Annotated in this window: 15 protein-coding genes; 6 read left to right on the forward strand and 9 right to left on the reverse strand. The window is 61.0% G+C overall.

What is annotated here, in order from left to right; translation table 11 throughout:
- Positions 1-2 precede the first annotated feature (2 nt).
- Both KCG45_RS05875 and KCG45_RS05880 read right to left on the reverse strand, forming a co-directional pair.
- Positions 3-1,013, reverse strand: a complete 1,011-nt coding sequence (locus tag KCG45_RS05875) for an NADP-dependent oxidoreductase (protein WP_218316125.1) — start codon at positions 1,011-1,013, stop codon at positions 3-5.
- A gap of 30 nt (positions 1,014-1,043) precedes the next feature.
- Complete coding sequence (locus tag KCG45_RS05880; protein WP_218316126.1) at positions 1,044-3,182, reverse strand: molybdopterin-containing oxidoreductase family protein; 2,139 nt, start codon at positions 3,180-3,182, stop codon at positions 1,044-1,046.
- Positions 3,183-3,301: 119 nt separating this feature from the next.
- On the opposite strand from KCG45_RS05880, the gene KCG45_RS05885 reads away from it, so the two are divergent.
- Positions 3,302-4,303 carry an NADP-dependent oxidoreductase gene (locus tag KCG45_RS05885; protein ID WP_218316127.1) on the forward strand — a complete coding sequence of 334 codons (1,002 nt, stop codon included), beginning with the start codon at positions 3,302-3,304 and terminating at the stop codon, positions 4,301-4,303.
- Here KCG45_RS05885 and mobA read toward each other — a convergent pair.
- From mobA to KCG45_RS05900, 3 genes are read right to left on the reverse strand one after another with little or no spacing between them, the layout of a single operon-like run.
- Entirely contained in the window at positions 4,300-4,812 is a 513-nt protein-coding gene (gene mobA, locus KCG45_RS05890) for a molybdenum cofactor guanylyltransferase (protein ID WP_218316128.1), read from the reverse strand. The genes KCG45_RS05885 and mobA overlap by 4 nt on opposite strands.
- Positions 4,813-4,820: 8 nt before the next feature.
- Positions 4,821-5,162, reverse strand: a complete 342-nt coding sequence (locus KCG45_RS05895; RefSeq protein ID WP_218316129.1) for a putative quinol monooxygenase — start codon at positions 5,160-5,162, stop codon at positions 4,821-4,823.
- The gene (locus tag KCG45_RS05900) at positions 5,162-5,581 is read right to left on the reverse strand and encodes a nuclear transport factor 2 family protein (protein ID WP_218316130.1); all 420 of its coding nucleotides are present in this window, start codon (positions 5,579-5,581) and stop codon (positions 5,162-5,164) included. Before KCG45_RS05900 ends, KCG45_RS05895 begins: the two co-directional genes overlap by 1 nt.
- Before the next feature lie 133 nt (positions 5,582-5,714).
- Between KCG45_RS05900 and KCG45_RS05905 the strand changes: the two genes are divergently transcribed.
- Positions 5,715-6,527, forward strand: coding sequence for an SDR family NAD(P)-dependent oxidoreductase (locus KCG45_RS05905; RefSeq protein WP_218316131.1), 813 nt, complete (start codon positions 5,715-5,717; stop codon positions 6,525-6,527).
- A 6-nt stretch (positions 6,528-6,533) separates the two neighbouring features.
- On the opposite strand, the gene KCG45_RS05910 is transcribed toward KCG45_RS05905, so the two are convergent.
- Entirely contained in the window at positions 6,534-7,310 is a 777-nt protein-coding gene (locus KCG45_RS05910) for an SDR family NAD(P)-dependent oxidoreductase (RefSeq protein ID WP_218316132.1), read from the reverse strand.
- 103 nt (positions 7,311-7,413) lie between these two features.
- Here KCG45_RS05910 and KCG45_RS05915 point away from each other — a divergent pair, with 103 nt between their 5' ends.
- Complete coding sequence (locus KCG45_RS05915) at positions 7,414-9,033, forward strand: FAD-dependent oxidoreductase (RefSeq protein WP_218316133.1); 1,620 nt, start codon at positions 7,414-7,416, stop codon at positions 9,031-9,033.
- A gap of 1 nt (position 9,034) precedes the next feature.
- Here KCG45_RS05915 and KCG45_RS05920 read toward each other — a convergent pair whose 3' ends face one another.
- Complete coding sequence (locus KCG45_RS05920; RefSeq protein WP_218316134.1) at positions 9,035-10,312, reverse strand: cytochrome P450; 1,278 nt, start codon at positions 10,310-10,312, stop codon at positions 9,035-9,037.
- A gap of 88 nt (positions 10,313-10,400) precedes the next feature.
- Here KCG45_RS05920 and KCG45_RS05925 point away from each other — a divergent pair, with 88 nt between their 5' ends.
- The gene (locus KCG45_RS05925) at positions 10,401-10,925 is read left to right on the forward strand and encodes a nuclear transport factor 2 family protein (protein WP_218316135.1); all 525 of its coding nucleotides are present in this window, start codon (positions 10,401-10,403) and stop codon (positions 10,923-10,925) included.
- Between the two features lie 5 nt (positions 10,926-10,930).
- Here the strand turns inward: KCG45_RS05925 and KCG45_RS05930 are convergent, their stop codons facing one another.
- Entirely contained in the window at positions 10,931-11,284 is a 354-nt protein-coding gene (locus tag KCG45_RS05930) for a nuclear transport factor 2 family protein (RefSeq protein WP_218316136.1), read from the reverse strand.
- 122 nt (positions 11,285-11,406) lie between these two features.
- Here KCG45_RS05930 and KCG45_RS05935 point away from each other — a divergent pair, with 122 nt between their 5' ends.
- Positions 11,407-11,940, forward strand: a complete 534-nt coding sequence (locus tag KCG45_RS05935; RefSeq protein WP_218316137.1) for a carboxymuconolactone decarboxylase family protein — start codon at positions 11,407-11,409, stop codon at positions 11,938-11,940.
- Entirely contained in the window at positions 11,937-12,443 is a 507-nt protein-coding gene (locus KCG45_RS05940; protein WP_218316138.1) for a carboxymuconolactone decarboxylase family protein, read from the forward strand. Before KCG45_RS05935 ends, KCG45_RS05940 begins: the two co-directional genes overlap by 4 nt.
- A 3-nt stretch (positions 12,444-12,446) precedes the next feature.
- Here the strand turns inward: KCG45_RS05940 and KCG45_RS05945 are convergent, their stop codons facing one another.
- Entirely contained in the window at positions 12,447-14,030 is a 1,584-nt protein-coding gene (locus tag KCG45_RS05945) for a fatty acid--CoA ligase (protein WP_255547970.1), read from the reverse strand.
- Positions 14,031-14,120: the final 90 nt, after the last annotated feature.

Consider the following 14,120-nt stretch of genomic DNA (forward strand, 5'->3'; position numbering starts at 1 on the left):
TCTCAGGCGATCTTGAGGATCATCTTGCCCTGGTTCGATCCTGCAAAAAGTCGCATGAAGCTGTCGAAAGCGTTTTCCAGCCCCTCGTCGATATGCTCTTCGGAATACAACCTTCCTGCGGCGGCCCATTCGCCCATCTTCGCCGCGCCTTCGCCAAAGCGTTCGACGTAATCGGCAACCAGCAGACCGCGGATCGACGCGCGGTTGACGATCAGGCGCCAAAGGTTGCGAGCCCCGCGCGGTTTGCTGTTGTATTCGCTGATGAGCCCGCACAGCCCGACACGGGCATAGAGGTTGAGGTTCATCAGGCCGGCATCGAGGATTTCGCCGCCGACATTTTCGAAGATCACATCGACGCCGTCTGGTGCGGCTTCAGCGATCGCCTTGGTCAAGGCGGCCTCGTCCTTGCCCTTGTAATCGATCGCAGCATCGAAACCGTATTTCTCGGTCAGCTTGGCGCATTTATCAGGGCCGCCTGCAATGCCAACCGCCCGGCATCCGTGGATCTTCGCAAGCTGGCCAACCAGCGAGCCGACCGCGCCTGCCGCGCCGGACACGAGCACAGTTTCGCCTTCCTTCGGCTCACACACTTCCAGAAAGCCGAAATAGGCGGTCATGCCGACCGCGCCGAAGATCGACAGATAATTGGTCACGCTCGGCACAGCGGAGGGATCGATCGGCTGGGTAAACCCGCCTGCCACACCGATTGAATAATCCTCCAGTGCGTTCAGGCCCATGACCCATTGGCCTTTTTCGAACCCTTCGGCGCGGCTTTCCTCCACCATGCCTATCGTGCTTGCGCGGACCGGATCGCCGAGCGGGATCGGGGGCATGTAATTGCCGCCAGGATCCATCCACCCTCGCATCGCCGGATCGAGCGAGGCATAGTGATTGCGGATCAGGAACTGGCCTTCGCCAAGCTCCGGTGTCGGCTCGGTGACCAGTTCGAAGTCTTCACGGACAGGTTCGCCATCGGGGCGACGCAGGAGGAGGAAGCGCCGGTTATCGGGCATTGAGATTCCTTTGATTATGAGTCGAGTTAATCAGGCGGCGACCAGCTTGACCGGGATCGCACTTTGTAGGCTTTGCCCGGTGATCGGATCGTAATCGACCACCTCGCTGGTCAGCCGATTGGTCGAAGAGCCGCGTTCGCGGACATCTTCCTTCGACGCATCGGCATCGCCGTAAGCGTGAGCCATCGAAACGAGGCCCCGGCGTACCTTGTCGCTCGCCTTGACGACACCGTGAATGGTCGCGTGTGGACTGCTGATTTCGACGATCCCGCCTTCCTTCAGCCCCAGATCGGCGATGTCGTCCGGGTGGATGTAGGCGGGATTGGTGGTGGTCTTTTCCCGCAACTTCTTGAGCGGATGGCCAATTGAATTGAACCGCGTTTTCGAACGGCGGCTGATGAGCTTGAATTCGAACCCATCCCGCTGCGCGGTGTTATCGGCATAGCGCAGGATTTCCTGCGGCATGTCACCCACGGCGAGGTCGAACCGGTGAAATTCGTCCTCCTCAAGCGGTTCGACGTCCGGATGCTTGTCGGAATAGATGACGGCCGCTCCGCCATTGGCTTGCGCATCCTTTCGGACCTGGCTCGGCGGGACGAGGCATCCTGCGACCATCAGGTCGAGGAATTCCTCCTTGGTCGGCTTGCGATCCATGGGCAGCGGTCCGCCCGCCAGTTGCATCGTGATCCCGAGATGCTTGGCCAGCGTCCAGAACATTTCGTATTCGTCGATCACGTCGCCCGGCGGGGTCGCGACCGCTTCCACGTAACGCGCATAGGGCGTCTCGTGCCACCATTCGGAAAGGTTGGTGATGTCCTCGCGTTCGAGACATTGCGATGGCGCGAGCACGACATCGGCGCGTTTTGCGCTGGCACTCATCCACGGGTCGATCTGCACAAACAGCTCCAGATCGTCGAGCGCGCGGGCCATTTTCACTTGGTCGGGAAAGCCGACGACCGGATTGCCTCCGACCGAAATGAAGGCACGCACCTGTCCGTCGCCCGGCGTGAGGATCTCGTCGGCAAGCACATTGCACGGCATTTCCCAGCCAAGATGACCCAGCCCGCGAAAGCGCGATTTGGGCATCCCCTCCGCGCCGAACATCGGGACGGGCGGAGCAACCTGCGCGCGGCGAGGGCCTTGGGGTGTTGTGAATACACCCGGTATCGCGGCTTTTTCGCCTTCCTGCTTGAAGCGGGCGCAGATCGTGTTGAGGCAAACGACCAGATATTCGGTCAGCGTCCCGTTGCCTGCCATTTCCGGGCCGGTCCCGGTGACTGCGCAGCCCTTCGATCCACCAGCGAACATGCGCGCTGCGGCGATCAACTGGTCCTTTTCCACTCCGGCCCGCTCTGCCGCGACTTCTGGGGTCATAGGTTTCACGGCGGCGGCGAGGTCATCGAAACCACCGACATGGGCGGAAACGAAATTGCGGTCGTACAGACCTTCCTCGATGATGACGTTGAGCATGCCTGCGAGCAGCGCGGGGTCTTCACCCGGCTTCACCGGCAGGTAGATATCTGCAAGCCGGGCGACATCGCTTTCGCGCGGATCGGCAACGATCAGTTTCATCCCCTCGGCCTGACGGTCGCGGATTCGGCGCGACGGGCTGAACGGCGGCACGCCGCCCACGGGCGCGTAATGCGAAACGATCGGATTGTTGCCGATGAACATCGCCACATCGCTTTCGGAAAAGGTGTTCGGCCCGCCCATCCATTTGCCGTAACGCATCGTGGTGAACACCTTCGCCGGCTGGTCGAGCGTTACCGACGTGTAGAAATTCCGCGTGCCAACTGCCTGCGCGAAGCTGAGCGAGGCCGCCATCGCCGCGCTGTTTTGAAACCCGCCGGAGCCCATGAAAACAGCCACGGAATGCGGGCCGTGCTCGTCGATGATCCGGCGCAGCTCGCTGGCGACATGCTCCAGCGCCTGCGGCATCGGCGTTTCCTCAAACTCGCCGTTTTCGTCGCGCACCAGACTGTGATGCAGCCGGTGTGCCGCATTATGCGAATCCGGCAGCTCGCGTCCCTTCATACAGGTATAGCCGTGATAGGCCGGGTCTTCGGGATCGCCGCGCACCGCCAAGACCTTTCCGTCCTCGACATCGACCTCCATCGCGCAATTCGCATGGCAGAACCGGCAAAACGTCTTGTGAGTCTGGGCACCCATTGCATGTCTCCTTGAACTGCAAACTACCACACGGGCAGGACGCAGCGACTGACACTTTTGTCCGTGGAGCGCTTGGGCCGCTGGCCGCATTAGGGCAGGGCATTATCAGGAGAGCTTCCATGACCACGACCACTCGCCAATGGCTTCTCAACGGACACCCGCGAGGCAGGGGCATCGAGGATGGCGATTTCAAGCTGGTCGAAACACAGCTTCCCTCGCCCGGTGAAGGCGAGATGCTGCTCAAAACCCATTATCTCGGCTTCGATCCTGCGCAGAAAGGCTGGATAGAAAACATCGCCGACTACGTGGCGCCAATGAATATCGGCGATGTGATGCGTGGCAGCGGGATCTGCGAGGTGATTGAAAGCAATGGCGGCAAATTCGCTGTTGGGGATCTTGTCTTCGGGACGACCGGATGGACCGAACATCTCGTCCATAACGGTGAGGGGCTGACCAGGGTCGAGACCGGTCTTTCTCCCACCGCCGTCCTGTCTGTGCTCGGCACAACGGGGCTCACGGCATATTGCGGGCTGTTCAAGATCGGCAAGCCGGTTGCGGGCGACACGGTGCTTGTTTCAGGAGCTGCGGGCGCGACCGGCAGCGTTGTCGGTCAGCTCGCGAAAATTGCCGGATGCCGCGCGGTCGGCATCGCGGGCGGCCCCGAAAAATGCGAATGGCTGGTCAAGGAGGCAGGCTATGACGCAGCAATCGATTACAAGGCGGACGACGTCAAAGGGCAGATCAAGGAGCACTGCCCACGCGGAGTCGATGTGATCTACGACAATGTTGGCGGAACAATCCTCGACGATATGCTCGCCAATATCGCAACCGGCGCGCGCGTCGTGATTTGCGGCGGGATCAGCCGCTACGAGTCCGGCGGGCTGCCGACCGGACCGGGCAATTACTTCAACCTCATCTTCCGCCGAGCGAGCATGGCGGGTTTCATCGTGCTCGATTGGGCGGCCGAATTCCCCGCGATCCGCAAACGGCTCGAAGGGTTTGTCGGTGACGGGCGCCTGAAATATCAGGAAGACATTCAGGAAGGCTTCGAAAACGCGCCCGAGACGCTGCAGAGGCTTTTCACCGGGAAGAACCGCGGCAAGCAGATGCTCAAACTCTAATCGGGTAGATCATCCGGCGTATTCACGTTGAGCAGCGGCGGATCGAACGCGACTTTCCGCGCTGATATGTGACCGGCAAAGGCATAAAGCGCGCGGCCTCCGCCTGCGATGAACATGTCCAGTTCACCGGCGATCGAGGCCGGCCATAGCCCGACGACCGGCTGGCTCTGCACGATTGCCGCGCCGCCGCCCGAAAGCGTTTGCACAAGATCGGCGGGCAGATTGGGCACATCGACCCCGGCGCTCAGAACGTGGCTGAAACCATGGGCGTGAGCATAGTGCAGCGCGGCATTGAGGCCGCCTAGCGGACCGAGGCTGGCTTCGGGTCTGTCGGGGAGACAATCGAAACCCGGCTCCTCGCGCCCGCACACCACCACCGCACTGCATTGTTCGCGCAGCTTTGTCGCCACGAGGTCGATCAGGCGCGTGCTTCCGTAAAGCGCGTGCGCCTTGTCACTTCCAAACCGGCGGGCCTGGCCTCCGGCAAGGATTGCGCCGAGGATTTTCATTGTGCGCGTCAGTCGAACGCTTCGGTCGCTTCGCCTTCGGCATTGTAGACCGGCCCTTCGGCATCGACGCGGTATTTCTTGCTCGCTGCGCCGGTCAATCCGAACGTGCCGATGTGATCGCGCATCCCGGCATAGGCATCGTTGGCGAAGTGATGAGCCAGCGCCTCTTCGCTTTCCCATTCTTCGAACACGTTGACCCGCGCCGGATTGCTGCCGTCAGCGCTCCAGTCGTAGGCGATGCAGCCATCCTGCGCGAGCGCGGCGTCGATATGCGGTTTCGCGCTCGCTAGGGCCTCGGCACGCTGCGCCGGGTCGAGGTCGATCTGGGCGGCAATTACGATCTTGGCCATCAGTCTGGCTCCTCTGCAGGGTTGTATTCGGCAACGATTTCGAACGCGCGTTTTGTGTAGACCCACTGGCCGGCGCGCTTTTCAAGCTCGTCGGTATAGAGCCCTCCGATCATTCGGGTGGAGCCGTCTTTGCCTTTCAGCACTTCCTGTGTCTGCACCCGCGAGGTGGCCTTGTCGCCATCGACTTCGATCGATGCCGGAACGCAGCTGAAGCTGACCGCCTCGAAATTGCTCATCGCACCAAGCCACATTTCGACGATCGCCTCGCGGCCTTTGAGGTTCATGCCCATGAAGTCCCAGTCCGCATCGTCGGCCCAAACCGATCCCCATGTCTCGGCATCGAAGCGAACCACGCCGTCGCCGTAGACCTCGTGCAGTTCGCGAATTGCAAGGCGATCTTCCATCGGTCCTGTAAACATGCGTGCTTCTCCTGTGTGCGTCGCTGCTCCTTTGCCGGTCCAACCGCCCGCGCGACAATGGACACTTTTGGGAAGGGTGGAGGTGCATGACCTTGCGTAAGGTGTCAGCACGAAATCATCGAGAGGACAGGACATGGGCCAGCTTGAAGGCAAAAAGGCAGTGGTGCTGGGCGCAGCATCGAAGGACAATATCGGGCAGACCATCGCGCGGCTGTTCGCCTCGGAAGGGGCCACCGTTCTGGTCGCGGGACGCCACGAAGATCCGCTGGCCGAGCTCGCCGAGGAGATCGGCGGGCATTACGGATTGTGCGACATCACCGATAACGGTCAGGTCCATGACCTCGCAAAGAAAGCAGTGAGCGACATGGGACGCGTCGATGCCGCAGTGAACTGCACCGGCTGGGCGCTGCTCGCCAACTTGCTCGAGACGACGGAGGAAGACCTCGACAAGATCACCGACCTGCATTTCAAGGGCACACACCACTTCCTCCAGGCCTTCGTGAAAGTCATGAGTGAACAGGACCCGACTGGCGGTTCGATCATCACGCTGTCCTCGGCCACGACCAAGGCTCTCATCAACAATCACGCTGCCTATATCGGCACTAAGCGCGGAACCGAGGCGCTGATTGAATGCGTTGCCAACGATTTCGGGCATCTCGGTATCAAGGCGAACACGGTGTCGCCTGCGTTCACCGAAAGCCCCATGACGGCAGACAGCTTTCACGTACCGGGGCTTGTCGATGCATTTCTTCCGAAATACCCGCTCGGGCGGCTCAACACTGCGGACGACGTCGCGCAGGCATGTGCGTGGCTATGCAGCGACAGAGCCTTCCTGACCGGACAGCATATCCAGCCCAATGGCGGCCTGACCCTGCGCGGCAATCCTCAGGCAAAGGATATCGAGGCATCGGTCGGCGCGGCGATGGCTGAACAGAACGAGGGCTGACGCCGCTCAGAACTGAGCGGTTCCGCCATCGACGCTTATCATCGCGCCGGTTATCCCCGCGCCTTCCTTACTCGCGAGGAGCAGCGCGACCGCGGCGATTTCCTCGACCGTATTGGGCCGCTTGATCGCGGATTCCTGAGCGAACATCGTTATCATCTCGTCGAACTCCATGCCCATCGCCTTGGCCGTGGCGGGTCCGTTGTTCTTGATGATATCGGTCACGACCAGACCGGGGCAGATAGAGTTGACTGTCACACCGGCCTCGCCGACTTCGCGTGCCAGAGACTTGGTCATGCCATTCACCGCGTGCTTGGCGGCGGTGTAGGCGGTGAAGACCGGCTTGCCATGCTTGCCTTCCATGGACGACATGTTGATGATCCGCCCGTCGCCCTTCTCGAGCATCGGCTTGAGCGCCCGGCGCGTGGCCCAGAACGTCGAATACACGTTCCACTTCATTGCTTCATCGAATGCTTCGTCCGAAAGCTGCACCATCGGCTGCAAATCGCCCGCTCCGCCGGCATTGTTGACGAGGATGTCCAGCGCGCCGAAATGCTCTGCGGTCTGGTCGATAAAGCCTTCGACATCGGACTGATTCATGACATCGCCCGCGATGAAGATCGCGCGGTCGCCCACACCAAGTTCGTCCAGAACCTTCGCCCCTTTATCCGCATTACGTGCGAAGAGCGCCACCTTGGCCCCTTCCGCAAGGAACGCCTCCGCAATGCCGCGTCCCAGTCCCGCCGTGCCGCCCGTGATTGCTGCGACTTTGCCTTCGAGTTTCATTGCGTTTCTCCCTTTGCAGCCTGCCTAGCGAGGCGAAGAGCAACGCGCACCTTGCCAAAATGAGGGATTGCCGGGTGCAGTCCGCCGCGCCTCTATACGCGTCATGAGCGATGTAGATGTGATCGTCCTGGGCTGCGGCCCGGCGGGTATGACCGCGGCGCTGGCCGCACATGAGGCGGGCGCGAGCGTCGCGCTGATCGAGCGGTTCGACCGCGTCGGGGGAACCGGAGCGGTTTCGGGCGGAGTCATCTGGGTGGCGGACAATCCGCGTCAGCGTGCAGCGGGCATGGAGGACAGCCGCGAGGAAGCGCTCGCCTATTTTCGCAGCCTGGACCACGGCGATCTCGTCGATGAGACGCTCGAGGCATTTGTCGATTCCGGTCCGGAGGCGCTTGCTTTCCTCGAAGAAGCGGGGGCGCTGAAGGTCGCGCTGCTTGATGGCTACCCTGATTATTATCTCGACCGGCCCGGCGCAAAGCCCGAAGGCGGGCGGGCGCTCGACCACGATCTGTTCGCGCTGGGCGAGCTGGGCGAATGGGCCGGGCGCATCACCGCCATCGAAGAGCCCAAGCCGATGATGCTCCGCGAGACGCCTCTTGGCGGCGGGACGGGCGTCGTGCCGCCCGATGAATTGCAGCGACGCATGGCGAACAATGAGCGCGGTTTCGGCCAGGCCATGATCGGCAGGCTGCTAAAGGCGTGCCTTGATCGGGGGATCGAGCCGATCCTGAATGTCGAAACGCACCGGTTGGTGAAAGACGGGGGCAGAGTGACCGGGATCGAGGGTGCGCGCGGCGGCGAACCTTATAGCCTCGTTGCGCGCAGCGCGGTCATTATCACGACCGGCGGGTTCGAATGGGATGAAGACCAGCGGCAGACTTTCCTGCGTGGCCCGATGGATGCGCCCGCCAGCCCGCCGACCGCGCGCGGGGAAGGGTTGGCGCTGGCAATGGAAAGCGGCGCGAAGCTCGGAAACATGACGCAAGGCTGGTGGGCACCGACCCTCACCGTGCCGGACGCGCCGTGGCCCGGCGGGGAGGAACGCGCGCTTCCGGTGCTCATCGAACGGACTGTCCCGCACTCGCTGATGGTCAACCGCGCCGGAATGCGTTTCTGTAACGAGGCGGCGAACTACTCGGCGCTCGCCGGGGCGTTTCACCAATTCGATCCGCAGACCTATGATTATCCGAACCTCCCAGCGTGGCTGATCTTCGATGAGAACTATATCGAGCGTTACCCGATCGGCCCGCGTCTGCCGGGACAACCGGTGCCCGATTGGGTGACACGCGCGGACACCCCGTCGGAGCTGGCGGCGACGTTCGGTATTTCGGCGGACTCGCTCGAGAGCACGGTCACTCGTTTCAATACGCATGCCGATGCCGGCACCGATCCCGATTTCGCGCGCGGCACGTCCGCGTATGACCACTTCTACGGCGATCGCAGCCGGGAAGGGGCCGCAGTGACGCTCGGCAAAGTGGAGCGCCCACCCTTCTATGCTGTTGAAATCCGCATGGGTCTACTCGGCACGAATGGCGGCGCCCGCACCGATGCGCAGGCGCGTATCCTCGGACACGATGGCGAGCCCATCGCAGGCCTGTACGGGGCAGGCAATGCGATCGCCTGCCCGACCGGTGGCATTTATGCTGGCGCGGGCGGCACCCTCGGCCCCGCGCTAACGTTCGGATATATCGCAGGGCGGAGTGCGGCGCGGGCGAACGCGTAATCTAAGGCTTCTTGGGCTCGAATTCGATGTGCAGTTCCTTGAGCGAGCGCAGCAGGAAATGCGGGTGGTAGGTGAAGTCGTTCTTTCCTTCTGCAAACCACATATCCTCGAACCGGTCGACTACCGCGGTGAACCCCCAAGTCAGTTCTCGTCGGGCCAGAGGTGCGCCAAGGCAGTGGTGCGTCCCAGAGCCGAAACCCATATGCGAGCCAGCCTTGGGTCGCTCCAGATTGAGTTCCTCGGGACATTCGAATGCGCGCTCATCGCGGTTCGCGGCGGCAAAGCGGATATTGATCATCGCTCCCGCCGGTATGGTCACGCCCGCAAGCTCTGTATCCTCGTTCACGAACCGCATCAGTGATTGCACGGGGCTCTCTAGCCGAACGACCTCTTCAACGAAGGTCTTCATGTATTTGTCCGGATCGGACTTGAGCTGCCGCCAGACGTCCTTGTTCTCGATCAGCAGCTTCATTCCCCCTGCAAGGGCGTTCGTCGTCGTTTCGCTTCCACCGACAAAGGTATCGGCCATCATTTCCGCGTGCAGTTCGTTGTCGTTGAGAGGGCGCCCCCATTCGTCGATCACGGTATTGACCAGAACGCTGATGAGGCTGCCGTCGGGATTGTCCCGCAGCTTCTCGAAGATCGGCTGGAAGTAATGCTGCGCCTCGATCTCGCGGTCGACCATTTCCATGTGGCGATCTTCGGGCAGCATGAGCGAGATGCGGTGGAAGAAGGCATCGGTCCAACCCTTGATCCGCCACATGTCCTCGCGCTTCGCACCCATCTGCTCGCCGATGATGAACAGCGGAAGCGGCACGCAGAACTGCTTGACCCATTCGCAATGCCCGCCATCGATAAAGCCATCGATCAGTTCATATGCGAGCCCTTCGACCTGATGGTCGATCTCCTTGATCTTCGACGGTTTGAACGCCTGGTTGAACATGGCGCGCATCTGCTTGTGGTTTGGATCATCGCGGCCATTCAGCGTTGGCGCGGGCAGCCAGCCATTCTCCGAAAAGCGCGCCATCACCTTATGTGCACGATCTATGTCGCCGGCACTGGCACGAAACTGGCTATCGGCTGCGGAGCTGGGAAAGCGTTCGGGATCAAGCAGCACCTCCCGGACATGCTCGTACCGGCTGACGACATACATATCGGTGCCGGGAATATGATAGACCGGTGCGTCGTCGCGCAACATCTTGTACGCATCGTATGGGCATTGCTGCGTCGCGGGATCGAACAGATCGATTTTCAGATCATCATTGGCGGCGGTGGCCATCCATTCCTCCCCAAACTGCTTATGGTATTTGCGGCATCGTCGCCGCGATAGTGTGCGCTTACAATTGGCGGATTGGAGAGGGTGCAATATGGAACCGGCGCTTCAGCAATTGATCGACAGGCAGGCGATTGGTGATGTGATCCAGCGCTATGCGCGGACGCTCGATTGGCTGGACGATGAGGGGCAGGCGGGTTGCTATTGGCCCGACGCCGAGGTCGACTACGGGTTTTACAAAGGCCGCGCGGACCAGTTCTTGCCGATAGTCATGGAGGTGGAACGGGCGTCGGATCGCCGCTGGCACATGCTGTCGCAGCCGCTGATCCGGTTTCATTCGGCCAAAAGCGCGAGCAGCGAATGCTACGGGATATTCGCCGGGGCCAAGCGACAGGACGATGGCAAGCTTGCAGGCAAACTGTTCGGAGGTCGTTACCTCGACGAATGGGAGAAGCGCACCGAGGGCCATGGCGAGGAGTGGCGCATTTCGGGGCGGACATATCTGCTTGACTGGCAGAGCGACCTCACGGACCAGCCGGAGTTCGAACCCGATCCGGAGTTCCCGCTGCCGACGGCGCGTATCGATAAGAGCGACCACCCGCTTTATCGCCCGCTCTAGCGTGATTATTCCTCGGCGGGCGGGTCCATGTAATCGCGGTAATAGGTGAGCTGGCCGTCCGCGACTTTGTAGATACCGACGCCGCCGCGCGATCCTTCGGGTGAATGCATCGTCCAGCGCGCCCACACGGCGTGATTATCCCCGCAGATCTCATCGACGGTGAAGTTAATCTGGCGGGCGCCCACCTCCTTAACCATCGTGGTCATGAATTCCAGAATAGCGCCGCGCCCTTCGTATCGACCCCAGACCGGGTCTTCGAGCAGGGCGTCCTCGGCGAAAAGCGGTGCCAGTTTCGTGTAGTCCCCTTCGTCCTGGATTTTCCAGAATTGCTCGATCACTCGCTGCGCTTCGCCTGCCATGGTATTCTCCGTGTTCGTTCATGCAATCATGCCACGCAGGCAGTATTGGACCCCCTGCGAAAATGGCGAGGGCCAGGGCGAGTGAGAAAGGGTGTATAGTGCAGCGCACAGGAGGCGCGACCATGTCGACCACACCCCGAGTTTCTTCCGCGATCGCCGGAGAGCCGGCGCATTTCGGATCGGTGCTTGCACATCATCCTGTGCTCGCAGAGCGGTTCATGCATCTTTACGGACAGTTCTGGGACAGCGATGTGCTGTCTGCGCGGCTCAAAGAGGTCGCGCGGATGCGCAATGCGCGCGTCACCGAATGCGGGTTCTGCCGCAATGTCCGATTCGACAAGGCCGTGGGGCAGGGCTTGAACGAAACCATCGTCGCCGACATCACCGACGGTTACGAAACATCGGACAAACTGAGCGATGCGGAAAAGGCAGTTCTGAAGTTCACCGACGCGCTGATCCACGATCCAGAGCTTCTGACCGGCGATGCAAGGGCTGCGCTCACCCGGCATCTCTCGCCTGCGCAGATTGCAGAACTCGGGCTAGGCATCACTTTATTTCTGGCGCTGGCCAAGGCGCTCATCACGATGGGGCTGGAGCCAGAGCAGATGGGGCGGACCGAGTTGCCTACCCCAGCGCCAGCTGCAGCCCCGTCATGAGCTGGCTGGAGCAGGCACCTGGAGCGCGCTCGCCGGCCGAAGGATATTTCGGGCACCGCCCCGACCTTATGCGCGAATTCAAGAGCTTTTATGGAGCGCTGTGGGACGAGGGATTGCTCGATCCAGCTCTGCTCGAAATGATCCGCCTCATCATCGCTCAGGTGCACAAATGCGAGGCCGAACTGGCTATCCGCCACGAAGCAAGTGGCCTTTCTGACGAGAAACGCGCCGCGCTCGGCGATTGGCGATCAAGCGATCTTTTCACCCAGAGCGAGCGTGCCTGCCTCGCCTATGCGGAGCGCATCCCGTTCGAACATACGGCGATAACCGACGCCGAGGCCGATGCGGTCAAAACTGCGCTAGGCGAGCCCGGCTATGTCGCGTTCTCCGTGGCGGCCAGCCTGTTCGACGCGATGTGCCGGGTGCGAATGGTTATGGATTTCGAATCCGCGCAGGGCGATGCGCTGCATCCGCCGGCTTCGGCAAAGGGCGTATTGCGTTGACCCTCAATTTACCGCTCTGTCTTTCCCTTCCCAATAGGCTGCGCGCAATTCTCTCCTGAGAATCTTGCCTGAGGGATTGCGCGGCAGAGCTTCGATGAAGTCGACCGATTTGGGGCATTTGTAGCCCGCAATATGCTCACGGGCGTGTGCGATAACGTCCGCCTCGCTGAGATTCTGCCCTTCCTTGACCACGATGCAGGCTTTCACTTCTTCGCCCCACTTTTCCGACGGAATGCCGATGACGGCAACATCGGCGACCTTGGGATGGGCGTACAGGGCATTTTCGACTTCGGCCGGATAGATGTTTTCCCCGCCGGATATGATCATGTCTTTCACCCGGTCGTGTATGTAGAGGTATCCGTCCTCGTCGAGATAGCCTGCATCCCCGGTGCGCAGCCAGCCATCCGCATCGATGGTCTCTTCCGTCGCTTCGGGCTTGTTCCAGTAGCGACTCATGTTCTTGGAAGATCGCGTGGCGATTTCACCCACAGTACCGGCCGGGACTTCGTTTCCCGCCTCATCGATGATCTTCAGCTCGACTCCAGGCATCGGCGTACCGACGCTGCGCATTTTGGGAGAGCCTTCGGGAACGTGATCTTCCGGATCGAGCGCGACGATCGTGCCCGATGTCTCGGTCATGCCGTACATCTGCACGAAGCCGCAGCCGAGCACCTCCATGGCCTGTTTCATCAGTTCAAGCGGAATGGGCGAGGCGCCATAGGTTATGTATTTGAGGCGGCTGAAATCCACTTCCGAGACGCGTGGGTGATTGAGCAGGATCTGGATCGCCGCCGGCACGAGAAAGATTTTGGAGATGTTGTAGTTGGCGATCAGGTCGAGCGCTTTGGTCGGATCGTATTCGGGCAGGACGATCGAATTCGTCCCGGCGACCATGGTGCCGATTCCGGTGCCCGTTCCGCTGATGTGAAAGCAAGGCATGGCGAGCAAGGTCACATCGCCTTCATGAGGTTCCTGCCACTTGCGCATCTCGTCCTGATCGGCGGCGTTCCGGCTTGAGAGGATGGAACGGTGAGTCATCACCGCGCCTTTCGGTCTGCCGGTTGTGCCAGACGTATATAGCTGCAGGGCATCGTCATCGAGACCGACATCGGTCGTCACAGGTGTGGCGGGAAATCCATCGCGCCAAGTTCGGTAATCAGTCCCGGCATGATCCGGTGCGTCGATGCCGATGACCTGATCGACCTTTGGCGTTTCGCCGCGAACCTTGGCGAGAATGTCGGCGAACCCTTCGCCAACGAAAACGACCCGCGCCGCGCAATCGGCGAGGATGTAAGCGATTTCGGGGGCCGCAAGACGCCAGTTTACGGGGGTCATGACCGCCCCGATCTTTGCCGCTCCGATCAAGGCTTCGAAATAGAGCGGATGGTTTTTGCCGAGAAACGAGACGCGCTCGCCTTTCTTTACGCCAAGCGCCTCCAAGGCATGGGCAACACGATTGCTGCCTTGGTTCAGCTCGGCGAAGCTGATGACTTCGTCGCCATATGTGAAAGCGGCGCTGTCTCCCTGCAATCGTGCGTGTTCGCGCACAATGTCACAGAAGGATTCGGCCTCTAAGATTGCTTCCATCGCGTGGTCCTGTCCCATTGACCTGAACGTAGGCGCACGCAGTCTGCGGGGGCATTGGCATAATTCATAGCGGCGCCGAGGGATCGCTCC

It is taken from the genome of Erythrobacter ani (genome assembly GCF_019204025.1).
In the GTDB taxonomy this organism is placed as follows: domain Bacteria; phylum Pseudomonadota; class Alphaproteobacteria; order Sphingomonadales; family Sphingomonadaceae; genus Erythrobacter; species Erythrobacter ani.